Raw genomic sequence first — 23,004 nt, 5'->3', positions numbered from 1 at the left:
ACTTTTCAGGTAGCCTGTTTCTATTCTGCCCAAGCCGCCTAACGCTCCTCCAGCCCGGCCAAAATCGCACAATCCGGGCAGTCGTCTCCCGCGCAGGCATCGTGCCAACGTTGCAGCTCGGCCACCATGCCCTGCAAGCGTTCGATTTTGGCTTCCAGCTCGGCGATGTGCCGCGCGGTGAGCGTTTTCACTTCGCGGCTGGTACGCTGCGGGTTGTGTTGCAGGCTCAAAAGCTGCCCGATCTGCGGCAGCGAAAAGCCCACTTCCCGCGCATGGCGGATAAAGCGCAGCCGGACAAGGTCGGCCTGTCCGTAGCGGCGGTAGCCCGCTTCGCTGCGCGCGGCCGGGGCTATTAGGCCGTGCTTTTCGTAGTCGCGGATTTGTTTGGCGGAAAGGCCGCTCTCGGCCGCGGCCTGGCTGATGTTCATCATGATGCTTGACCTTTACTTCGGGTAAAGCTTTATAGTGGCGGCACTTAGCGGGAAAGCAAGAGCAGACCCATCATTTCAGGTTACCTGAAAGTTTTGGCTGCAACGGGCTTTAAAACCTCAGCCTCATTCCAACAGAAAGGAAACCCTATGCAAACCATCACATTAAACATCGAAGGAATGACCTGCGGCGGCTGCGTGAAAAGCGTTACCAGCATCATCGAAGGCGTAAACGGCGTGGACAAGGCCGAAGTGAGCCTGGAAAACAAGAATGCCGTCGTGGAATTCGACCCCGCCCAAACCAACCCCGCCGCGCTGATAGAAGCGGTGGAAGACGGCGGCTTTGATGCGGCTTTGTAAATCGAATCGCAACAAATCGACTGCAACACCCCAAAGGCTACCTGAAAACCCTGCTCAGCTTTTTTCAGGTAGCCCAACCACATTCAGAAGGAAGAAACCATGCAACAAAAAGTCCGTTTTCAAATCGAAGGCATGACCTGTCAGGCCTGCGCTTCGCGTATTGAAAAAGTGTTGAACAAAAAAGATTTTGTCGAATCGGCAGGGGTGAACTTTGCCAGCGAGGAAGCGCAGGTTACGTTTGACGACAGCAAAACCTCCGCAGCCGACATCGCCAAAATTATCGAGAAAACCGGCTACGGCGCGAAGGAAAAAACGGAAGACGCGCTGCCGCAGCCCGAAGAAGCAGCGCATGTAAGCTGGAGGCTGTGGCTTTTGTTGGCCATCAATATTCCGTTCCTTATCGGCATGGCAGGGATGATGATCGGGCGGCACGATTGGATGATTCCGCCTGTATGGCAATTTGTGCTGGCAAGCATAGTGCAACTTTGGCTGGCCATCCCGTTTTACAAAAGCGCGTGGGCGAGCATTAAAGGCGGGCTGGCGAATATGGACGTGCTGGTTACCATCGGCACGGTATCGATTTACCTGTATTCCGTTTATATGCTGTTTTTCAGCCCGCACGCGGCGCACGGCATGGCACACGTGTATTTTGAAGTAGGCGTGATGGTGATCGGTTTTGTGTCACTGGGCAAATTTTTGGAACACCGCACCAAAAAATCCAGCCTGAACAGCTTGGGCTTGCTGCTCAAACTCACGCCGACCCAAGTCAACGTGCAACGCGATGGCGAATGGAAACAACTGCCCATCGACCAAGTGCAAATCGGCGACCTTATCCGCGCCAACCACGGCGAACGCATTGCCGCCGACGGCATCATCGAGAGCGGCAGCGGTTGGGCGGATGAGAGCCATCTTACCGGCGAATCCAACCCCGAAGAGAAAAAAGCGGGCGGCAAAGTGTTGGCAGGTGCGCTGATGACCGAAGGCAGCGTGGTATACCGCGCTACGCAGCTCGGCAGCCAAACCCTGCTCGGCGACATGATGAACGCGCTCTCTGAAGCACAAGGCAGTAAAGCACCGATTGCACGCGTGGCAGACAAGGCGGCGGCGGTGTTCGTGCCTGCCGTCGTGGGCATCGCGCTTTTGACTTTTATTGTTACTTGGCTGGTGAAAGGCGATTGGACGGTTGCACTGATGCACGCCGTTGCCGTTTTGGTGATTGCCTGCCCGTGCGCGCTTGGTCTGGCAACGCCCGCCGCGATTATGGTCGGCATGGGCAAAGCGGTGAAACACGGTATTTGGTTCAAAGACGCGGCGGCGATGGAAGAAGCCGCCCACGTCGATGCCGTCGTGTTGGACAAAACCGGCACGCTGACCGAAGGCAGGCCGCAGGTTGCCGCCGTTTACTGCGTTCCCGACAGTGGCTTTGACGAAGGCGCTTTGTACCGCATCGCCGCCGCTGTCGAACAAAACGCCGCTCATCCGCTTGCCCGAGCCATCGTTTCCGCCGCCCAAGCGCGCGGTTTGGAGATTCCCGCCGCACAAAACGCGCAAACCGTTGTCGGTGCAGGCATTACCGCCGAAGTCGAAGGAGTGGGTTTGGTGAAAGCGGGCAAAGCCGAATTTGCCGAATTGACCTTGCCGAAGTTTTCAGACGGCGTTTGGGACATTGCAAGCATTGTTGCAGTCTCAGTCGATAACAAACCTATCGGCGCATTCGCACTTGCCGACGCGTTGAAAGCTGATACCGCCGAAGCCATAGGCCGTCTGAAAAAACACGGCATCGACGTTTACATCATGAGCGGCGACAACCAAGGAACGGTTGAATATGTCGCCAAACAACTGGGTATCGCACACGCCTTCGGTAATATGAGTCCGCGCGATAAAGCTGCCGAAGTGCAGAAACTCAAAGCTGCCGGCAAAACTGTAGCTATGGTCGGCGACGGCATCAACGACGCGCCCGCACTCGCTGCTGCCAACGTCAGCTTCGCCATGAAAGGTGGTGCGGACGTTGCCGAACACACCGCCTCCGCCACGCTGATGCAGCATTCGGTCAACCAACTCGCCGATGCCCTGCTGGTGTCGCAGGCAACTTTGAAAAACATCAAGCAAAACCTGTTTTTCGCCTTCTTCTACAATATTTTGGGCATTCCGCTCGCCGCACTCGGCTTTTTAAATCCGGTCATCGCAGGCGCGGCAATGGCGGCAAGCTCGGTTTCCGTGTTGAGCAATGCCTTGCGCCTGAAACGGGTGAACATTGAGTGATAATATAAAGGCCGTCTGAAGATTGTTTTTTTTTCAGACGGCCTTTAATCCATATTTTCTGATTTTGAGATCCAAGCGGGAGTATGTCGTATGGACATGATGTTGTTTACCAATATTGTATTGATTGTTTTATGTATTTTTACCATGTTGCTGGTGTGGTCGCGCAACTGGAAACGCAAGCAGGCGTATTTTGAGAAAATCAAAAGCAATCCGGAAAACCTCAAATGGGTTGGGCAAAATCTGACCGGTCAGGAATGGAAGGATTTGAAAGTCGTAAGCGACCGTTTTGGTCTGCCCATGTTGCAGGCCAAGCAATTAATTGATTTTTATAAAAACAGTCAGCTCTAATTGATGATTTAACGATAGAACTTGACTGAAGTTAAGGCCGTCTGAAATAGCACTCTTATAATAATATAAGTGATATTTCAGACGGCCTTGCTGTTGATTCAAATAAAGGGAGGAGAACAAAAATGACCGTTTACTTAATCGGCGACTCCGTTCGGCTTGCTTCGGAGCCTTACACGCGCGCCGCTTTGCCTGAGGTGGATATTGTTTCTCCATCGGAAAACTGCCGTTCGTCGCATGATGTGTTAGAGCATATCAGGCAATGGACAGAGGGCGCGACTGTGGGAGACATTATCCACATCAATTGCGGTTTGCACGACATCCGCCATAATCAAGGCTGTAATGAGCCGGGGGCCGATATAGAAACCTACCGCAACAACCTGATCCAAATTTTCGATTATCTGAAACAGACTGGGGCAAAAATTATTTGGGCGAGCAGTACGCCGTTTTTGGAAAGCGTACACAATATCGTCAAACCCTCGCGCCGCTATCTAGCTGATTTGAAGGCCTATAACCGTGTGGCAGAGGATTTGGCAAGACAATATGGCTTTGCCGTCAATGATTTATACAGCCTAATGTTTGAGCAGGATTTGACCGATGTGATGCTGTGTGACGGGCTTCATTTCAATGAGTTCGGCAGTAAGATGATAGGCGAGGCAGTAGCCGAAGCGATATTGAAACAGTTGTGCTAACTTGACGTAATCCATTTTTATTATGTTTTTAATATTGAGACAGACTTTAAGTTGCAACCCAATATCTATTGGGGTATAGTGATTACTCTTATCAACATGAAACTAAGAAGGAATAAATGATGACTGGCAAATTAGATCAAATCAGCGGTGAAGTAAAAGAGAAAGCCGGCGAAGTTCTTGACGATTCCAAACTCAAAGCTGAAGGCGTAGTTCAACAAGGCGTCGGTAAGACAAAAGAAGTTGCTGCGGATGCTAAAGAAAAAGCAGAAAACTTTGCAGGTGAAGCCAAAGAAAAAGTAGAAAACTTTGCAGGTGAAGCTAAAGAAAAAGCAGCTCATTTAGCCGGTGAAGCCAAAGAGAAAGTAGCACACTTGGCTGAAGAAGCCAAAGAAAAAGCTGAAGGCTTGATTAATGATATTAAAAGCAAATTTTAATATTTAAAGAATAAAAGGCCGTCTGAAAGATTTTTCAGACGGCCTTTGTTTATGGTTTTAAAGTTTAGGCAAACTGTTTGCCAAATTCGATAAACTCGTCTTTTTTGGCTTTGGCTTTGCCGGAGTCGATGGCTTCTTGCGCGGCTTTGACACCGTCCGCCAGCGATGCGACCACATTTCCTGCGTAGAGCGCGGCGGCTGCATTGAGGACGACGATGTCGCGTGCGGCACCGACTTTGCCATCCAGCACTTCGTTCATTTTTTGCAGGGATTCTTGCGCGTTTTCGACTTTGATTTCGTCCAAATTGCGGCGGATTTCCATGCCGAAATCGGCCGGGCTGATATCGTATTCGGTGATTTTGCCGTCTTTCAGTTCGGCAACGCGGGTTTTGCCGGTCAGCGTGATTTCATCCAAACCGCCTTCGCCGCACACAACCAAAACATGCTTGGAACCAAGCTGTTGCAATACGCGGGAAAGAATGCCGCACAAGTCGATGTGGAACACGCCCAACAGTTGGTTTGCCGCGCCGGCAGGATTGGTCAGCGGGCCTAAGATATTGAAGATGCTGCGGAAGCCGAGCGAACGGCGGACAGGGGCAACATAGCGCATGGCGCTGTGATGGTTGGGCGCGAACATAAAGCCGATGCCGGTTTGCTGAATGCTTTGGGCAACCTGTTCGGGGTTGAGGTTGAGGTTGGCGCCCATTTGTTCCATGACATCGGCAGCGCCGCTGGATGAAGAAACGGAGCGGCCGCCGTGTTTGGCGACTTTCGCGCCTGCCGCAGCCGCGACAAACATGGAAGTTGTGGAAATATTGAAGGTTTTGGCACCGTCGCCGCCTGTGCCGACAATATCGACCAAGTCATCGGCGTTTTCTAGCGGCACTTTGGTGGCAAATTCGCGCATCACGCTGGCTGCAGCGGTAATCTCGGAAACGGTTTCAACTTTAATCCGCAGTCCGGTCAGAATGGCGGCGATTTGCTCGGGCGGAACTTGGCCGCTCATGATTTGGCGCATGAGGTCGGTCATTTCATCGTAGAAAAGTTCGTTGTTGCTGATAAGGCGTTCAATCGCTTGTTGAGGGGTAATCATGATTTTTCCTTTGTTCGTGTCCGATGTGATTCAGGCCGTCTGAAAATGCGGTTTGAACATTGTCAAACACCTTTCAGACGGCCTTTCATTAAGATTTTTGCGGGCGGTAGTCTTTGAATTCTTCCAAGAAGTTTTTCAGCATATCGTGGCCGTGTTCGGTCAGCAGGGCTTCGGGGTGGAACTGTACGCCTTCGACGGCATATTCCTTATGGCGTACGCCCATGATTTCGCCGTCTTCCGTCCATGCGGTAATTTCGAGGCAGTCGGGCAGGGTGGCGCGGTCAATAGCCAGGCTATGGTAGCGCGTGCAGTTGACCGGATTGGGCAGGTCTTTAAACATGCCTGTGCCGTGATGGAAAACGGGGGAGACTTTGCCGTGCATCATCGTTTGCGCGCGCACGACATTGCCGCCGAACGCTTCGCCCATGGTTTGATGGCCGAGGCACACGCCCATGACGGGCAGCCTGCCGGCAAAGTGCTGCATGGCTGCAACAGAAATGCCTGCTTCTTTAGGGGAACAAGGGCCGGGGCCGATGACCAGATATTGCGGTTTTAGGGCTTCAATTTCTTCGATGGTGATTTCATCGTTGCAACGTACCAAAACTTCCTGCCCCAATTCGGCAAAGTATTGGACGATGTTGTAGGTGAAGCTGTCATAATTGTCGATAAATAAAAGCATTTGCAAACCTTTAATGACATTTTGGAAGACAGGGTAAGGCCTGCCAAAAGTGTAAAAATCGTTTATGTTTGCATAATATCACAATCTTTACTGAAAGGCCGTCTGAAACGGCGGATAAGACAAAACAGCTAAAAAATGCTATGCTTTACGCTTTGAACCTAATCTGTTTGAAGTGATGAAAAAGTATCTTATCCCGACTGCCGCCGTCGTTGTCGCCGCTGCGCTCGGCACGCCTTATTATCTTGGTGTCAAAGCGGAAGAAAGCCTGACCGAGCAACAAAAGCTGTTGCAGGAATCCGGTTTCTTGACCGTTGAGTCCCACCAATACGATCGCGGCTGGTTCAGTTCAACCGAGACGACCGTCATCCGCCTCAAGCCGACCCTGCTTCAAAATACGCAAAAATACCTGCCGGACAATTTGAAAACCGTCCTGCAAGAGCCGATTACGGTCATCAACCATGTGACACACGGCCCGTTTGCCGGCGGCTTCGGCACGCGTGCGCACGTGGAAACCGAGTTCCAATATCATCCGGAAACCAAAAAGTTTTGGACCGCTTCTTCGGCCAGCAAACGCCGTTGACCATGACCAATACGGTTTACCTTTCCGGCGACGGCAAACTCAGCCTCAATATCCCCGCCTTCGACTATGAAGAGCTTTCCGGTATCAAGCTTAACTGGAAAGGCTTTGGCGGCAATACCGATTACAGCCAAGGCCTCAAAAGCTATCGCCACGATTACCTTGCGCCGTCTTTACAAGTCAAATTGGCCGACAAAGGCGATGTGTCTTTGGAAAACCTGCGCTTCCAATCCGAGACGGAAGACGGCCTGACCAAACTTGCTTTGGGCAAGAGCAGCATTACGCTGGATAAATTCCTGCTGCAATGGAAAGAAAACATTGATTACAACGTTAAGTTGAACGAACTGGTCAACCTTGTGACCAACCTGCAAATTGGTGCATTCATCAATCCGACCGGCACGATTGCTCCGTCTAAAATCGAAGTCAGCAAACTGCGTTTCGATACCCAGACCGGCGAAGTCGATAAATTCATCAACAGCGAAGGCCGCTTCCAATTTGAAAGCCTGACTTATGGCGAAGACAAATATGGCTCTCTGGACATCAATGTCGCTGCCGAGCATTTGGATGCGGCATCACTTTTGGCATTGAAAAACAAAATTGCCGAAGTGTCCGTGAAGAAAATGAGCGAAGAAGAAATTCAGGCTTCCTTGATTCAGACGGCCAAAAACGAGGCTTCGGGCCTGTTTACCAACAATCCGGTTTTAAACGTCAAAACCTTCAAATTCACCATGCCTCATGGCGATGTCGATGTCAGCGGCAAACTCGCGTTTAAAGGTTTGGCAGCCAAAGACCTTAACAACTTGGGCGATATGCTGAAGAAAACCGAAGCTGACTTCAATATGAGCGTACCGCAAAAATTGCTGGAGCAGCTCGCCGTCAACCAAGCAAGCAGCCTGTTCAGCGTCAATGCAGAAGATGAAGCATCAGGCCGCGCCAGCATTGACGATATCAATGAGACCTTGCGCCTGATGGTGGACAGCACCATCAAAAGCATGGCAAGCGAGAAATATCTGACCTTAGAAGACGATAATGTCAAAACCCATCTGACTCTGCAAAACAACGAGTTGAAATTAAACGGAAAAGTCCTTCAAAGCGACCCGGAACCCGAGTTTGACGAAGCAGACTTTCCCAATAACTAATCCTCAATCACACAAACAGCGGTTTTAACTTCCCGGAAGTTAAAACCGCAAATCAACCCACAATCAAAAAGGAAACCCATGTTCCGTACCATGCTCGGCGGCAAAATCCACCGTGCCACCGTTACCGAAGCCGACCTCAACTACGTCGGCAGCATTACCGTTGACCAAGACCTGCTGGATGCGGCAGGTATTTGCGTTAACGAAAAAGTCGCCATCGTCAACAATAACAACGGCGAACGCCTTGAAACCTACACCATCCCCGGCGAACGCGGCAGCGGCGTCGTTTGCCTCAATGGCGCGGCCGCGCGTTTGGTTCAAAAAGGCGATATCGTGATTATCATGTCTTACGTCATGTTGTCCGAACCCGAAATTGCAGCGCATGAGCCGAAAGTCGTCCTCGTCGATGAGAACAATAAAATCCGCGACGTGATTTCTTATGAGCCGCCGCACACCGTGTTGTAATATTCAAACAAAGGCCGTCTGAAACGTTTCAGACGGCCTGTTTCCCAAATTCAACTTATCTGAAAGGCTTTGCCGTGAATATCCAAATCAACAACATCACCGTCAGCAACGATGCGCCCTTTACCCTTTTCGGCGGCATCAATGTCCTTGAAGACCTCGACTCTACGCTGAAAGCCTGTGAGCAATACGTTAAAGTAACCGATAAACTCGGCATCCCTTACGTGTTCAAAGCCTCTTTCGACAAGGCAAACCGCTCTTCCATCCACTCTTTCCGCGGTGTGGGTTTGGACGAAGGCATGAAGATTTTTCAAGCGGTAAAACGCGAGTTTAACGTTCCCGTGATTACCGACGTTCACGAGCCTTACCAATGCCAGCCGGTTGCCGAAGTCTGCGATGTCATCCAGTTGCCTGCCTTCTTGGCACGCCAAACCGATTTGGTGGTGGCAATGGCGAAAACCGGCAATGTCATCAACATCAAAAAGCCGCAATTCCTCAGTCCGTCTCAAATGAAAAACATCGTCGAGAAATTCCAAGAAGCAGGTAATGAGCAAATCATTTTGTGCGAACGCGGCGCAAACTTCGGCTACGACAACTTGGTGGTCGATATGCTCGGCTTTGGCGTGATGAAAAAAACGTGTAACAACCTGCCTGTTATTTTTGACGTAACCCATTCCTTGCAAACGCGAGAATCCGGCGCTGCTGCATCAGGCGGCCGTCGCGCCCAAGTATTGGACTTGGCGCTTGCCGGTATGGCAACCCGATTGGCCGGTTTGTTCCTTGAATCCCATGCCAATCCCGACCAAGCTAAATGCGATGGCCCAAGCGCATTGCCGCTTGCCCAATTGGAAGACTTCCTGACCCGTGTTAAAGCAATCGATGAAACCGTGAAATCGTTTGCGCCTATGGATATTCGTTAAGGGCAAATAAGTTAAAAGGCCGTCTGAAAGCATTTTCAGACGGCCTTTTTATTGGCGTTACTGTCCGCGTAAAAACAACGCATCCAATTCTTTTAAAGTCAGTTTGACCCAAGTCGGACGGCCGTGATTGCACTGGTTGCTGCGCGGCGTGTTTTCCATATCGCGCAGGAGCGCATTCATTTCCGGCAGTGTAAGCTGGCGGCCGGCGCGGACGGAGCCGTGGCAGGACATGGTGGCGAGGATGTGGTTTTCGTGTTCCTCGATGGTTTGGCTGCTGCCGACTTGGGCGAGTTCGCCCAATACATCTTTGGCCAGTGAAACGACGTCGGCTTTGCCGAGCATGGCGGGAACTGCGCGGACGGCAAGGGTATTACCGCCCATGTCGGACAATTCCAGCCCGAAGCCTGCCAGTGTTTCGACATGATCGGCAAGGGCGGCACATTCTTCGTGGGATGCGGCAAAGGTTACGGGAATAAGCAGACGCTGGCTTTGCAGGTTGCCGTTTTCCTGACGTTGGCGTTTCATTTTCTCGTAGTTGACGCGCTCGGCGGCAGCGTGCATATCGATGAGCAACAGACTGTCTTCTGCTTGGGCAAGGATGTAGATGCCAAGTAATTGGGCAATGGCAAAACCGAGCGGCGGCAGTTCGGATTGTGATGGAAGGCCGTCTGAAAGCGGCGTATCTGTTTTGGGAGTAGGCATTTCAGACGGCATATTGCCGAAACGTGCCTGCTCGAATTGGCTCAACTCAAGGTCGATGTCGTCGGTTTTTTGTAAAGCTCGGCGTAAGTATTCATGGCCGCGCGGCTTTCGCGCAGGGACAGGCTGCGTTGTTGCGGCGCGCGCGCGGCTTGGTAAGGCATGGGCGCGGTTTTACCTGACGAAACAAAGGCATTGCGTGTATCGGATTTGTTGCCTGCCGGGTAGTTGGATGCGCTATCAAACAGATTTTCGCTGTCGTTTTCAGACGGCGTTGAGGCAGGAGTAACGCCGGTAATGTCATGCAACACTTCGCCAGCGTTGCTGACGCTTTCGGTCAGGTCGGCGCGTGTGTCGGCAAGGGCTTTGTTGAGTGTGTGGAACACGAGTTGGTGTACCTGCTGGCTGTCGCGGAAGCGGATTTCGGTTTTGGTAGGGTGGACGTTGACATCTACGGCTTCGGGCGGCAGGTCGAGGAAGAGGACGAAAGCAGGCGTCAGCGCGTTGTGCAATACATCTCGATATGCCTGCTTGACAGCATGGAGCATGACTTTGTCGCGGACAAAACGATGGTTGACGAAGCAGTATTGTTTGTCGGTTTTGCCTTTGGCGAAAGTCGGTTTGGCAATCGCGCCATAGAGCCGCAGTGCGCCATTTCCGCTGTCAATTTCCAATGAGGCCGTCTGAAAATCATCGCCGACAATGGCGGCGATACGTTCATGCAGGCTTTGGGCTGGAAGTTTGAACACTTGTTTGCCGTCGCGTTTGAGTGAGAAGGCAATGTGCGGATGCGCCAGAGCGAGGCGTTCGAGCATGGTAGCGCAGTGGGCATATTCGGTGTTTTCGGATTTGAGGAACTTGCGTCGCGCAGGGGTGTTGAAGAAGAGTTCGGCGGCTTCGATGGTGGTGCCGACGGGGTGGGCGGCTGCCGTAGGACTGCTAAGTTTGCCGTCTTCGGCTTTGACTTGGGTCGCGTGCGAACTGTCTTCTTGACGGCTGGTCAGGGTCAGGCGGCTGACGGAGGCGATACTGGCCAAACCTTCGCCGCGAAAGCCCATGCTGGCAACGTGTTCCAAATCGTTTAAGGTTTTGATTTTGCTGGTGGCGTGACGGTGTAGTGCAAGCTCGATGTCGTCCGGATGGATGCCACTGCCGTTGTCGCTGACGCGAATCAGGCGGATGCCACCGCCTGCCAGCTCAACATCAATCGCTGTCGCGCCTGCATCAATACTGTTTTCAACAATTTCTTTCAGAGCGTTGGCAGGACGTTCGACCACTTCGCCGGCGGCGATTTGGTTGACAAGATGGTCGGGTAGGGCGGCAATTCGGGACATCGGTTTCTTTCAAAAAAGCAACGGCGGGAGGAGAAATTACAGGTATTTGCGCATCAATTCGCATTCGACGCGGACGGTTTTGTTCAGTTGCAACACGGCAGTACCGAGCGACTCGTAGCGGTTGAGGCGATAGAAAGGCACGGAATTGAGCGAGGCATACAGTTTGAGAAAGCTGAGGCCTGCATTTCGTGCCATTTCTTCGGCGCGGCTGAGCAGGGCCGTGCCCAAGCCGAGATTGTGGAAGAGCGGATGGACGTATAAGGCGTCCAGTTGCGCTTCTTTGAAATCGACTTGGAAGAAGCCTTGAATCAGCCCTTTGTATTCGACCACCCACAAGGCTTTGTTTTTATCGGAGATGGTTTCTAAATAGCTGTTGATGTCGAGCAGACTTTCCCATGTGTGCATAATGGTTTCATCGTAACTGCGGATGCAGGCGTATTGAACGGCATGCAGATGGGCGTTGTGTATGTCTTGGCAGTCTTTTTCGGTTGCTGGACGGAGGATGGTCAGAAGGCTCATGGCGGATGGTCGGAAAAATTGATTTCAGACGGCCTTTAGCGATCAAAGGCCGTCTGAAAAAGTGGGTATGGTTACAGGCTTTGATGCAAGGTTTGTGCGGTTTGGAATGCGTTGTCCGCATCATTGGCCAAGACGGTAAAGTGGCCCATTTTTCGGCCTTTGCGCGCGGCTTTTTTACCGTAAAGATGCAGATGTGTATTCGGGTTGCTTTGCAGCGGCAGCCATTCGGGTTCGCCGCCGTCTTCCTTCCAAACGTCGCCCAAAATATTCGCCATACAGCAAGAACTCAGCAATTTGGTGTCAGCCGGAGGCAGGTTGCACATCAGGCGGACCTGTTGCTGGAATTGGTCTGCCGCGCAGGCGTCGATGGTATGGTGGCCGGAGTTGTGCGGACGCGGCGCGATTTCGTTGACGACCAATTCATGTGTATCGCCGACAACAAACATTTCTACTGCCAATACGCCGACGTAGTTCAATTCATCGGCCAAACGCTGCGCCATCTGCCGCGCCTGTTGCTGCACGTCGGCACTCAGTCGCGCAGGGACGATGGAGTAGGCGAGGATGCCGTTTTCGTGAATATTTTCGGCAGGGTCGAAAGTTTGCACGTTGTCATTGTTCAGACGGCATACGATAACGGAAATCTCGCCGCGCAAGTCCACCATTTTTTCTAAAACGCAATCCACGCCACCGTGTTCGGCAAATGCGGCTTTGAGTTCATCCAATGTTTTTACGCGGATTTGGCCTTTGCCGTCGTAGCCCAAAGTGGCAGTTTTCAGGATGCCGGGCAGAAATTGTACGCTTTCTTCAGTGATGTCTTCGGCCTTGCAAACTGCTTGATACGGCGCGGTTTGCAGACCTGCTTTGCGTATCCATGCCTTTTCCTGAATGCGGTTTTGCGCGATGGCAACGCAGTCGCCGCTGGGGGAAACATTGGTGTGTTTGGCGAGAAAACGCATCGCGTCGGCATTGACGTTTTCAAACTCGGTCGTAACAGCCGCGCATTTTGCCAATTCTTCCAAAGCGGCCGGGTCATCAAACGGCGCACACAAATGGCGGTCGGCAAATTCCGCTGCTGGCGCATTCGGGTCGGGATCGAGTACGGTTACTTTGTAGCCCATGGTTTTGGCAGCAACAGTAAACATTCTGCCTAATTGTCCGCCGCCAAGAATGCCGAGCATAGCAGGAGGGAGGATGGGGGATGTGTTCATGGATAATCGCTTTATGAAGAAATTGTGTAGGGTGTTTGCGGGCCGTCTGAAAATGGTTTCACGGCTTCAGACGGCCTGATGTTTTAAAGTTTGCCGATAAATTGCGGCGGAACGTTTTCAGTTAACCATACGCCGTTGTCCGCCAAATAAAATTGATGTCCTGCCGCAAGCATGGCGACAGTGTCGATGGTCAATACAACCGGCTTGCCGTGGCGGGAGCCGACGTTGACGGCTGTTTCGGCATCGGCAGACAGATGGACAAAATGGCGCGAGGCAGAATGCAGGCCTTGCTCCAAAATAGACGGAACAGAGTGCTCAGCCGTACCGTGATACAAAATCTGAGGAGGCGTTGCCACTTTGTGTTCGACCTGAACTTGTGCCGTCGAATGACCTTGCGCCGCGCGGATGCGTTTGCCGTCTTCAGAAAGGGTAAACCGTTTTTTATCGTTGTTTTCGACCACTTCCAATAATATTTCATAGGTCAGCGGATTACCTGTAAAGCCGCGCTCGGGATGGTTTACCTGCGTCAGTAAGGTATCAATATTCACCCAGCCGTCTTTATCCAAAGTAATGCCGATTTGTTCAGGATGATGGCGCAAGATAAAGCTGAGGAATTTGCTGATGGATTTTAGTTGTTTTTCGTTTGGTATCATAATCTTGTTGTTTAGTCATTTTAGAGTGCAGGCCGTCTGAAGATTATTTATCCAACCCTTCTTGCACCATTTGCGCTGCACGTATTACTGCTCGGGCTTTGTTTTGGGTTTCCTGCCATTCGGATGTTGGGTCGGAGTCGGCAACTACGCCTGCGCCGCTTTGGACGAAGAGGGTATTGTTTTTAATCACGGCAGTGCGGATGGCAATGGCTAAGTCCATGTCGTTGTTGAAACTCCATACGCCGACTGCGCCGCCGTAGATGCCGCGTTTGCTCGGTTCGACTTCTTCGATGATCTCCATGGCGCGGACTTTGGGGGCACCGGAAAGTGTGCCTGCCGGGAAGGTTGCGGCGAGGATGTCCATATTGGTCATGCCGTCTTTCAGACGGCCTTCGACGTTGGAAACGATGTGCATCACATGGGAGTATTTTTCAATCACCATTTTGTCGGTGACTTTGACTTCGCCGGTTTTACTAATGCGGCCGACATCGTTGCGTCCTAAGTCAATCAACATGACGTGTTCGGCAATTTCTTTGGCATCGCTCAGCAGGTCTTGCTCGTTGGCAAGGTCTTCGGCTGGTGTTTTGCCGCGCAGGCGAGTACCGGCAATAGGGCGGACGATGACATCGTCGCGTTCGCGGCGGACAAGGATTTCGGGCGAAGAGCCGACAATATGGAAATCGCCGAAATCGTAGTAGAACATATACGGCGATGGGTTTAGCGTACGCAGGGCGCGGTAGAGGGCAAGCGGATTGTCGGTAAATTCCATGCTCATGCGCTGGCTGGGGACAACCTGCATACAGTCGCCTGCAAAGATGTAGTCTTTGATTTTGTTGACGCAGGCTTTGAAAGGTTCTTCTCCAAATTCGCTGACTGCTTGCGTCTGCTTGCTGCCGAGAGAAAGCGGGATGGCACAACTTTGGCGTAACTGGGTACGGATGTCTTCAAGACGTTCGCGTGCGCGTTCGTAGCCGTTGGCTTGAGACGGATCGGCATAAACAATCAGGTAGATTTTGCCGCTTAGGTTATCCACTACTGCAAGCTCTTGCGAGAGCATCAGGAGGATGTCGGGCGTACCGAGCGGATCGGCTTTGGCCGTATGTTTCAGGCGGTGGGAAAAATGTTCAAAATTGTAGATGGTTTCATAACCGAAGTAGCCGACCAGACCGCCGGTAAAGCGCGGCAGGCTTGGAATTTCGGGCGTTTTGAAGCGGTTGTGAAAGGCTTCGATAAAGGGCAGGGGATTGCCGTCGTGTTGTTCGACGATTTCGCCGTTTTGATACACATCGATATGTTTGCCGCTGGTTTTGAGACAGTGGCTGCAAGGCAGGCCGATAAAGGAATAGCGGCCGAAGCGTTCGCCACCGACAACGGATTCGAGCAGGTAGGTGAAAGGCTTGTTGGCAAGTTTGAGGTAGATTGAGAGCGGTGTGTCCAAGTCGGCAAGCAGCTCTTGAACGAGTGGAATGCGGTTGTAACCTTGTGCGGCTTGGGCTTGGTATTCTTGTTTGCTGATCATCTTGATAAGTCTTTCAGACGGCCTGTTTTAGGGTGTTAAATCGTGTGAAGAGTATAGCATTTTATTGGGATTGTTGACAGTCTGAGCGTTATGTCAGATATAGAAAACGCCGTCTGAAAAAGACGGCGCGAGGTATCAGGCAAGGGTATTGCCGATTTTGTTTTTTCGGCTTCGCTTCCACTTGAAAACATAAGCGGCAACAACGGGAATCAGGGCGATAATGGATTTGAATGTCCAGCCTGAATACCATGTGCCTTCGGGAACATCGCTTGCAAGCCAAGTGAAGTACGGCCACCAGCAGGCAACTAGGCTGCCGAGGAACAGCGGCCAAATATGACGGCTTAAGTTGCGTTGCCATAAAAGGAAACAGATGGCCGCCCAAACAAAAGTCAGTACGGTAATCAGGAGAATGGTGTAGGCATCTGAAATCAGGATGGCGGCAAAGTAGTAGCTGAGTGCGACCCATAACAGGGCAAGTACCAAAACAATAATTTCTTCTGGACGTTTAAACATGATTTTTCTCTTTTGTAAGACTGACAAGGCGACAATACTATACCCTAAACAAGGTGTGATGATAAGAGTCTTTCAGACGGTCTTGTAATCGGGTTTGCTATAATGTGTGCAATCAATTTTTTGGAAAGGACAAACCATGACGGCAAACTTTCAAGAAACGCTGAAGGCTTTGGGCAAACAGGCGAAAAAGGAAGCTGCGGAGCGGGAAGTGGAAGCGAAGGCTAAAAAGCAGGCAGAAGATGTGGATTTCAGCAAGGCGGTTGGCAAGGTTACGCCTTTGAAAAATGCCGGCAACTATTATGAACAGCCTCGCGATAAATCGCCTATCAAACCGCGACCTAAAGAAATGGCAACTTTGGAGCAGGAAGATTATTTTTATGTGGGCAGCGGCGGCTGGGAAGAACCGCCGGCTTCGTTCAGTAAAAACGGGCAGGGTAAAAATGATTTGATGCGTTTGCGAAACGGCCATTATCCTGTTGTGGCTGATGTGGATTTGCACGGCTATACTCAGGAAGAAGCGCAGCAGGTATTGAACGAATTTATTGAGTTTACGAAAAAACGCGGCGTTTGCGGCGAGATTGTCCACGGTAGTGGCTTGGGTTCTTCAGGCTATAAACCGGTTTTGAAAAATATGACGCGCCGCTGGTTGATGCAGCATCCTGATGTGTTGGCTTATGTCGAGCCTCGACAAGGCAATGATGGCGCAGTCAGGATTTTGTGAAGCGTCAACGCCGAGACGATGATTGGAAGCAGTAAAATATAAAAAGCAGTGTCGATAAAATGACACTGCTTTTTTATGGTTGTCAGTTTAAGAAGATTTCTTTTTGGAAACCGATTCGCAACCTTTGCCATTGGTCATTGTAGTTTTGGAATCTTTGGCAGAATCAATATCAGTGCATTTGTAAGCATTGCCCAAGCTGTCCATCCGAACGGAAAGTTTGTAATCAGTACCGGTTTTCGGAGTGGCGAAAAGATAATAGGCCCTGCTGTTTTTAGCGTCCTTATTTTTCATTTCACCGCTGAAGTCATATTTAGCAGCGACCTCGGGCGCAGCTTTGTAGGTCTTAACCAATCCTGTATCTCCCTCAACTTCATCTTCTATTTTGAGGGTAGGATTTTTGACTAATTTGGTTTTCAAGGCATTATTAATAGCAAGCAGTTCTGTATGCGCTTGTGATTGGTAGCCGCGTTCAATGTAGCGATTGTAAGACGGAATGGCAATGACGCTCAGGATGGCTAAGATGGCGACGGCAATCATCATCTCAATCAGCGTAAAGCCTAGTTGTTTGGTAGAGGTCTTATTCATTATATTATTCGCTGGCAACGTAAGACTGAAGAACGACTTGGGTATTGGCATTCTTACCCCATGCTTTGGCAGTAACGCGGTAAATAGTACGTTTGTCGGCAGAGTTAGTGCCTAGATATTCGATGATGTAGCGCGGACTTTTTTTGATGCCGCTATTTTCACCTAGAGAATATTTTTTGCCGTTGACATCAATACATTTTTGGGGTTTTTTCTTCTTTTTTTCATCTTTTTCTATACATTCAGGGAGTATACGATTCCAAGCATCTCCTATATTATTGTCATTTTCTTGTGTTTGAAAGTTACCGTCGTATTTAACGTATGGTGTAAAGCATAAACCGTCTTTACACTCTTTAGTAAAATTAGTCTTTTTCCCTTCAATATCAAAAATTTGATTTTCACCTTCACGCAATGCCGCTTCGGCCAAGGTAGTTGCCAGTTTGCGGTCGGCATCGTTGGTGCTGATACGCTGTTCGGTATTGTAGGACTGGGTGGCTGTAACCACGAGCAGGGCGATAACGACCATCATCATTAAGACGATAAACAAAGCATAGCCCTGCTGCCGGTCAGGTTTGATTAGAGTGATCGGTCGGCGCATACGTTTCCTCCGCGGATGGTGGCATTAATATTATAGATATCGACTTTATTGTCTTGTTCTTTTGATGGGTCAATACTGCCGTTATTCAGTACGATTTGGATAGAAGCCGGAGACTTAGCTTCAGCTGAGATATCCAATGCGTTTTTGTAATCAAATGATTCTGTATTCAATCCGCTGGCAGATGCATTTTCAGAATCAGGACATTCTGCATAGATATAGTGGATATCCATGCTTGTAATGCCTTTAATCAACAGCTGCGGGTTGCTCCATGAGCCATCATCAGATAATTGGAAACGGAATAAGCTGCTCTCTTTGCTCTCTTCGCCAAGTTTACCGACAGCGTAGGCAATCATTTCATGTTTCATGATGGCGATAGTGCCGTCTTGATCAGAGTCGGTAATTTTTAAATTCAAAGCTGATTTTGCCGTATTCAAATCTTTAATTTTTGTTTGAGGCTTTGCAATGCGGGAGCAGCTGCTGACAATGGCAGTTTTTGCAGCCGCGTCTGCTTTGTCGATACCGTATTGGAACAGCAGGGCTTTGCCCTTTTGAGTAAAGCCGGGATAGCTTAATTCGATTTCTTTAATCGGTAACAGATTATTAGCCGTTTTCAATGTGTATTCATCCGAGCTTTTGTCTTCTATCACTGCAGAGGCAGGAAAATTCGACATATTGAAGCAGCCGAAATTGCCTGCCATACGCGCATCACGGACGATCATATTGGCGGTGTTGCGCAAATCTTGTTGGATACCGATACGGGTGTTGGCAGATTTGTTCAATCCGCGTGCAGTAAAGTAGGTGGAGCTGACAGCCATTAAGACGATCATGCTGAGCAGGCTGGCAACCAGAAATTCAAGGATGCTGAAGCCGCGAATGGCGGTTTTATTGGAAATATGGTTGAGTAAGCGTTTATTGTTCATTATTAGTCTCTTACGCGTGATTGGTAGGTATAGACAACGTGATGCCCCGATGTGTTGAGATTTTTTGCGGTATTTTCTTCTTCGACATCTTGCAACCATAAAACTTTAACGATGGTTGTATCGCCTTTGCCATCGCAGTTTGCTTGGAAGCCATTTTCGTAAGTCGGCTCTGCACCGGAAGAATCTTTGCAGATGGTTGAGAACACTTGGGCTTCGGGAAGGGCTTTGGCTAAGTCGGTTTTAAACTGTGCAATTTGAGCCTGTGCAAGTTGGGCTTTGTTCATTTTGGCTTCAAATTTTCCAGTTTGTTTAGAGTCGGATTTTAGATAGGCATCATAGGATTTTTTATAACGGGAGGTTTTTTCCCCTGCAGTATCGGTTTCTTCAGAGAGCGTCGGATTAATGAGCATGCCTTCAATCAGATTTTGCGTAATTTGGGCGACTGTGGTTTGATTTTCAGACTCGCGCACGTTGGATACGGTACGTAATTGAACAGCCAGCAGGGCGAGTACGCCGATAGCCAGGACAAACATGGCAATCAAAACTTCAATCAGGGTCATACCTGATTGAAGTTTTGGGGTAAAGCTTGTTGAGCTCGTTTTCAGACGGCCTTTAAATGATCTGAGATGAGTAGGATTAGTAATGTTCATAAGATACCGTTGTTATTATTTGGAAGTGTATTCGCACATTTTGCGCTCATCGTTTTTAGCACAGATTTCGACATGCCCATTGCCATTGATTAAAAGTACGGTAGCACGGGCTTTTTTGGTTTCAGCATCGGTGGCAAATTTATCCGTCAGGCTGATTTTGATGTGACCGTCTGAAAATTGATAATTTTTCTTATCCTTATCACCATCCTTATCATCGATTAAATATTCAAATGTACCATTGGGCAGGAATTTCCACCAGACTTCTTTTGGATCGGAAGAGGAGAGGGCGGAAAGTGAAGTACCGCTGGGAATATAGTCGAAGCGGTATTCCACTTTTTCAGTGTCGCCATTGAGAATGATGTAGCGGATAGATAAATCGTCTTCATCATTTTGATAGCTGGAATTTTCGTTTTTATCGGCGTAGGCCAACATACCAATACTGGTACTGGTACTGTTTTTTTGTGAATGCAACCATTATGCGAGCCATCGGATTTGATTTTGGCCGGGCAGATGTAAACGGGAAGATTGAGACGGACGGCCTCATTACGCGCGAAACGCAGCAGATTGGCAATTTGCTCTGCTTGCGATGCCGCACGTCTGGAGGCAATCCATTGATTCATATTGGGAAGTGCGATGACGGCCATTACTGCTGCAATAGTAATGACGATCAGCAACTCAATTAGGGTGAAGCCTTTTTGTGTCTGATACATGAGTGATTTTTTTGGTAGTAATGTGTTGGGTAACTAACGTTTTCTCTTTTGCACTTGCCTGTGGCAATGCTTTTGCTTTTATTAGATTTATTTTAAACGATTTTGTAATGCGTGACTAATAAAATATGAAATTCGGTTAGTTTTTCAGACAATCTGTCTCAATCTTCCATCAACATGGATTCTGGAACATAGGCAGCATTATCAAATTTGGTAAATTGACCCATCCAAGTGAGGAACACTTTCCCGACGGGACCGTTACGGTGTTTGCCGATAATACATTCCGCCAAGCCTTTTGCGGGTGATTCTGAGTTGTAGTATTCATCACGATACATGAACATAATCAAGTCGGCATCTTGTTCGATTGCGCCGGATTCACGCAAGTCGGACATCATCGGGCGTTTGTCGGTACGCTGCTCAACTGTACGGCTCAACTGCGACAGGGCAATGACGGGAACTTGCAATTCTTTAGCCAATGCTTTGAGGGAGCGGGAAATTTCGCCAAGCTCGGAAGCACGGTTGTCAGAACGGCCGGAGCCTGACATTAATTGCAAGTAGTCGATGACGATCAAGCCCAATTTGCCGTTGAACTGGCGAGCAAGACGACGGGCGCGGGCGCGCAGTTCGAGCGCGGTCAAACCCGGCGTTTCATCGATATACATGGGTGCATCGGAGAGTTTAACGACCGCTTCGTTCAGACGGCCCCAGTGTTCGTCTTGCAATCTGCCGGTTTTTAAAACGCTTTGGTCTAAACGTCCGACTGAACCCAGCATACGCATAACCAGCTGCGCACCGCCCATCTCCATCGAGAATACGGCGACAGGCAGCCTGCCCTCTACGGCAACGTGTTCGGCAATGTTGATCGAAAAGGCAGTTTTACCCATGGAAGGACGGCCTGCGACGATAATCAAATCGCCCGGTTGGAGGCCTGATGTTTTTTTGTCGAGATCGATAAAACCTGTCGATATGCCGGTTACTTCATCAGGATTGTCGCGCGAATAAAGCATATCGATGCGCTCTACCACTTCTTTCAAAAGGTCGGGCATCTCAAGGAAGCCTTGTTTGGCTTTGGCGGTACTTTCGGCGATTTGGAATACTTTATTTTCTGCCTCGTCCAAAAGCTGGCCTGCATCGCGCCCTTGCGGATTGTATGCGCTGCGTGCAATTTCCGTGCCGACTTCGGCAAGCTGGCGCATGATGGAACGTTCGCGCACGATTTCGGCGTAGCGGCGGATATTGGCAGCGGATGGCGTGTTTTGCGCCAGTGTAATCAGATAGTTGAATCCGCCTGCCGCTTCCAATTCTTCATTGCGTTCCAAACTTTCCTGAACGGTAATGACGTCAGCAGGACGGCTTTCATTAATCAGGTTGGCAATTGCACGAAAAATCAGGCGGTGTTCGTGGCGGTAGAAATCCTCGCCGGAAACGACATCGGCAATACGGTCCCAAGCAGAATTTTCCAGCATCAGGCCGCCCAAAACGGATTGCTCCGCTTCTGTGGAATGTGGCGGCAGTGACAATGCGCTGATTTCACGGTCTTCAGACGGCATATCGGAATAATTGCTCATGACGGGCATCTCTGGCTGGAAAATTGCAATCCACTATTATAGCGCAGTGTAAGTTCAATTGGTTTGTTTAGGCTAAAGCAGGTAAAATAGCAATGTTGTCGATTTGACAACACACACTACCAAAATATAAATATCAATAATTAGGAGCATAAAAATGGAACACAAGCTGCCACAATTGCCTTATGAACTGGACGCATTGTCCCCACATCTGACCAAAGAAACTTTGGAGTTTCACTACGGCAAACACCATCAAACTTACATCACCAATTTGAACAATCAAATCAAAGGCACTGAGTTTGAAGAAATGCCTTTGGAAGAAATCCTGAAAAAATCTTCCGGCGGTATGTTCAACAATGCTGCCCAAACTTGGAACCACACTTTCTACTGGCTGGGCTTTACCCCTAAAGGCCAAGGCAAACCTGCCGGCGAATTGGCTGCAGCCATCGACGCCAAATGGGGCAGCTTCGAGAAATTCCAAGAAGCGTTCAATGCTTGCGCGGCCGGTACTTTTGGCTCCGGTTGGGCATGGTTGGTAAAAACGCCTGCCGGTGAATTGGATCTGGTTTCTACTTCCAATGCAGGTACTCCGCTGACTACTGAAAACACTCCACTGTTGACTTGCGACGTATGGGAACACGCCTACTACATCGACTACCGCAACAGCCGTCCTAACTACCTGAAAGGTTTCTGGGAAATTGTTAACTGGGATGAAGTTGCCAAACGCTTCGCCGCATAAAACGATATGAGTGAAAAGGCCGTCTGAAAATTTTTCAGACGGCCTGAAACCTTTGAACAATTAGCAGTACGTGCAATGGCCGCCCTTTACGACATCATTAAGGTACATCAATCGGGCGCTAATATTTTAGTGGTATCGCATGGTCATACCTTGCGGCTTTTATTGTCCTTACTAGGCGGAGCGACTTGGGAAAACCATCGTGATGAGGGTAAATCCGTGTCATTGTTGAATACTTCGATCAGTATTGTGAAATACGATAGTGAAAGCGGTTTTCATATTGAGCAGCTTAACGATGTGGCTCATTTACAATGATCACACCCATTCATCAATAATAAAAAAGTGGGCATTTTACCCACCTTTTTTGCCATTAGCCGAATACTTTTTCCAAGTGTGCTTGGTAGTCTGCTAAGTATTGTTCCACTTGTGGATTTTTGATCACATCGTTACATAAGAATGTCGGCAGACGGTTCAAACCGATGAACTCGTTGAGTTTGTGGAAAGGCATGAACACAGCATCCACATCTTTGCCTTCAAAGAAGTCGCCTTCACGGGTGAACGCTTTAATCGGCGCATTCCAAGTAAGCGAAAGCATGTGTTTTTTGCCTTGCAATAAACCACCTGTACCGAAGCCTTCGGTCGGGCTGACACGATGACGGCCATCACTGTGGTAAAGCTTGCCGTGTCCAGCG

Annotated in this window: 22 protein-coding genes and 5 pseudogenes; 11 read left to right on the top strand and 16 right to left on the bottom strand. The window is 49.6% G+C overall.

What is annotated here, in order from left to right:
• Window positions 1-38: 38 nt before the first annotated feature.
• The gene (gene cueR / locus TW89_RS10665; protein WP_049336562.1) at window positions 39-431 is read right to left on the bottom strand and encodes a Cu(I)-responsive transcriptional regulator; all 393 of its coding nucleotides are present in this window, start codon (window positions 429-431) and stop codon (window positions 39-41) included.
• Between the two features lie 147 nt (window positions 432-578).
• On the opposite strand from cueR, the gene TW89_RS10660 reads away from it, so the two are divergent.
• From TW89_RS10660 to TW89_RS10640, 5 genes are all read left to right on the top strand, one after another.
• A complete protein-coding gene (locus tag TW89_RS10660; RefSeq protein ID WP_070695535.1) occupies window positions 579-788 on the top strand; it encodes a heavy-metal-associated domain-containing protein in 210 nt (69 codons plus the stop codon).
• 99 nt (window positions 789-887) lie between these two features.
• Window positions 888-3,050 (top strand): heavy metal translocating P-type ATPase, encoded by a 2,163-nt coding sequence (locus TW89_RS10655; protein WP_128581413.1) that lies wholly within the window; start codon window positions 888-890, stop codon window positions 3,048-3,050.
• Window positions 3,051-3,140: 90 nt separating this feature from the next.
• Window positions 3,141-3,398 (top strand): hypothetical protein, encoded by a 258-nt coding sequence (locus TW89_RS10650; protein WP_049329664.1) that lies wholly within the window; start codon window positions 3,141-3,143, stop codon window positions 3,396-3,398.
• A 122-nt stretch (window positions 3,399-3,520) separates the two neighbouring features.
• Window positions 3,521-4,087 carry an SGNH/GDSL hydrolase family protein gene (locus TW89_RS10645; RefSeq protein WP_128581412.1) on the top strand — a complete coding sequence of 189 codons (567 nt, stop codon included), beginning with the start codon at window positions 3,521-3,523 and terminating at the stop codon, window positions 4,085-4,087.
• 116 nt (window positions 4,088-4,203) lie between these two features.
• Window positions 4,204-4,521, top strand: coding sequence for a CsbD family protein (locus tag TW89_RS10640; RefSeq protein ID WP_371460129.1), 318 nt, complete (start codon window positions 4,204-4,206; stop codon window positions 4,519-4,521).
• A 64-nt stretch (window positions 4,522-4,585) separates the two neighbouring features.
• On the opposite strand, the gene trpD is transcribed toward TW89_RS10640, so the two are convergent.
• Window positions 4,586-5,614: an anthranilate phosphoribosyltransferase gene (gene trpD, locus TW89_RS10635; RefSeq protein ID WP_003747072.1), complete on the bottom strand. Its 1,029-nt coding sequence runs from the start codon at window positions 5,612-5,614 to the stop codon at window positions 4,586-4,588.
• A gap of 88 nt (window positions 5,615-5,702) precedes the next feature.
• On the bottom strand, window positions 5,703-6,293 hold the full coding sequence (locus TW89_RS10630; RefSeq protein WP_003683598.1) for an aminodeoxychorismate/anthranilate synthase component II: 591 nt from the start codon (window positions 6,291-6,293) through the stop codon (window positions 5,703-5,705).
• 175 nt (window positions 6,294-6,468) lie between these two features.
• Here TW89_RS10630 and TW89_RS10625 point away from each other — a divergent pair.
• The 3 genes and pseudogenes from TW89_RS10625 (at window position 6,469) to kdsA (ending at window position 9,388) form a co-directional block, all read left to right on the top strand.
• Window positions 6,469-8,009: pseudogene (locus tag TW89_RS10625) on the top strand (YdgA family protein).
• Window positions 8,010-8,087: 78 nt separating this feature from the next.
• Window positions 8,088-8,471, top strand: a complete 384-nt coding sequence (gene panD, locus TW89_RS10620; RefSeq protein ID WP_003678944.1) for an aspartate 1-decarboxylase — start codon at window positions 8,088-8,090, stop codon at window positions 8,469-8,471.
• A gap of 74 nt (window positions 8,472-8,545) precedes the next feature.
• Window positions 8,546-9,388, top strand: coding sequence for a 3-deoxy-8-phosphooctulonate synthase (gene kdsA / locus TW89_RS10615; RefSeq protein ID WP_036472435.1), 843 nt, complete (start codon window positions 8,546-8,548; stop codon window positions 9,386-9,388).
• Between the two features lie 57 nt (window positions 9,389-9,445).
• Here the strand turns inward: kdsA and mutL are convergent.
• The 6 genes and pseudogenes from mutL to TW89_RS10585 all read right to left on the bottom strand — a co-directional run bounded on the left by mutL (window position 9,446) and on the right by TW89_RS10585 (window position 15,833).
• Window positions 9,446-11,421: pseudogene (gene mutL / locus TW89_RS10610) on the bottom strand (DNA mismatch repair endonuclease MutL).
• A gap of 36 nt (window positions 11,422-11,457) precedes the next feature.
• A complete protein-coding gene (locus tag TW89_RS10605; RefSeq protein ID WP_070583404.1) occupies window positions 11,458-11,940 on the bottom strand; it encodes a GNAT family N-acetyltransferase in 483 nt (160 codons plus the stop codon).
• 71 nt (window positions 11,941-12,011) lie between these two features.
• Window positions 12,012-13,148 (bottom strand): 5-(carboxyamino)imidazole ribonucleotide synthase, encoded by a 1,137-nt coding sequence (locus TW89_RS10600; RefSeq protein WP_128581411.1) that lies wholly within the window; start codon window positions 13,146-13,148, stop codon window positions 12,012-12,014.
• 83 nt (window positions 13,149-13,231) lie between these two features.
• Window positions 13,232-13,801 (bottom strand): RNA 2'-phosphotransferase, encoded by a 570-nt coding sequence (locus TW89_RS10595; RefSeq protein WP_107697079.1) that lies wholly within the window; start codon window positions 13,799-13,801, stop codon window positions 13,232-13,234.
• Window positions 13,802-13,844: 43 nt separating this feature from the next.
• Window positions 13,845-15,320, bottom strand: coding sequence for an anthranilate synthase component I (gene trpE, locus TW89_RS10590; protein ID WP_128581410.1), 1,476 nt, complete (start codon window positions 15,318-15,320; stop codon window positions 13,845-13,847).
• Between the two features lie 135 nt (window positions 15,321-15,455).
• The gene (locus TW89_RS10585; RefSeq protein WP_128581409.1) at window positions 15,456-15,833 is read right to left on the bottom strand and encodes a hypothetical protein; all 378 of its coding nucleotides are present in this window, start codon (window positions 15,831-15,833) and stop codon (window positions 15,456-15,458) included.
• A 136-nt stretch (window positions 15,834-15,969) separates the two neighbouring features.
• Here TW89_RS10585 and TW89_RS10580 point away from each other — a divergent pair.
• A pseudogene (locus TW89_RS10580) lies at window positions 15,970-16,589 on the top strand (Smr/MutS family protein).
• Between the two features lie 52 nt (window positions 16,590-16,641).
• Here TW89_RS10580 and TW89_RS10575 read toward each other — a convergent pair.
• The 6 genes and pseudogenes from TW89_RS10575 to dnaB all read right to left on the bottom strand — a co-directional run bounded on the left by TW89_RS10575 (window position 16,642) and on the right by dnaB (window position 21,579).
• A complete protein-coding gene (locus TW89_RS10575) occupies window positions 16,642-17,139 on the bottom strand; it encodes a PilX family type IV pilin (protein ID WP_128581408.1) in 498 nt (165 codons plus the stop codon).
• Between the two features lie 4 nt (window positions 17,140-17,143).
• Window positions 17,144-17,734, bottom strand: a complete 591-nt coding sequence (locus TW89_RS10570; protein WP_128581407.1) for a pilus assembly PilX family protein — start codon at window positions 17,732-17,734, stop codon at window positions 17,144-17,146.
• The gene (locus TW89_RS10565; protein WP_128581406.1) at window positions 17,713-18,654 is read right to left on the bottom strand and encodes a PilW family protein; all 942 of its coding nucleotides are present in this window, start codon (window positions 18,652-18,654) and stop codon (window positions 17,713-17,715) included. The genes TW89_RS10570 and TW89_RS10565 overlap by 22 nt, the downstream gene beginning before the upstream one ends.
• A 2-nt stretch (window positions 18,655-18,656) precedes the next feature.
• Window positions 18,657-19,304, bottom strand: a complete 648-nt coding sequence (gene pilV / locus TW89_RS10560; RefSeq protein WP_225522208.1) for a type IV pilus modification protein PilV — start codon at window positions 19,302-19,304, stop codon at window positions 18,657-18,659.
• A gap of 15 nt (window positions 19,305-19,319) precedes the next feature.
• Window positions 19,320-20,014: pseudogene (locus TW89_RS10555) on the bottom strand (pilus assembly FimT family protein).
• Window positions 20,015-20,172: 158 nt separating this feature from the next.
• Window positions 20,173-21,579, bottom strand: coding sequence for a replicative DNA helicase (gene dnaB / locus TW89_RS10550; protein WP_128581404.1), 1,407 nt, complete (start codon window positions 21,577-21,579; stop codon window positions 20,173-20,175).
• Window positions 21,580-21,733: 154 nt separating this feature from the next.
• Here dnaB and TW89_RS10545 point away from each other — a divergent pair, with 154 nt between their 5' ends.
• Together TW89_RS10545 and TW89_RS10540 are read left to right on the top strand one after the other, a co-directional pair.
• Window positions 21,734-22,315: a superoxide dismutase gene (locus tag TW89_RS10545; protein WP_070646879.1), complete on the top strand. Its 582-nt coding sequence runs from the start codon at window positions 21,734-21,736 to the stop codon at window positions 22,313-22,315.
• A gap of 54 nt (window positions 22,316-22,369) precedes the next feature.
• A pseudogene (locus TW89_RS10540) lies at window positions 22,370-22,627 on the top strand (histidine phosphatase family protein); the annotation flags it as partial.
• A 55-nt stretch (window positions 22,628-22,682) separates the two neighbouring features.
• Here TW89_RS10540 and TW89_RS10535 read toward each other — a convergent pair.
• Window positions 22,683-23,004, bottom strand: a 322-nt coding sequence (locus TW89_RS10535) for an NAD(P)H-dependent oxidoreductase (RefSeq protein ID WP_283114719.1), incomplete at its 5' end; no start/stop codon positions are given.

This window comes from Neisseria flavescens (genome assembly GCF_001618065.1).
Lineage (GTDB): Bacteria > Pseudomonadota > Gammaproteobacteria > Burkholderiales > Neisseriaceae > Neisseria > Neisseria flavescens_A.
The sequence above is the reverse complement of the archived record's forward strand: the minus strand, read 5'-3'. Positions and strand labels throughout refer to the sequence as shown.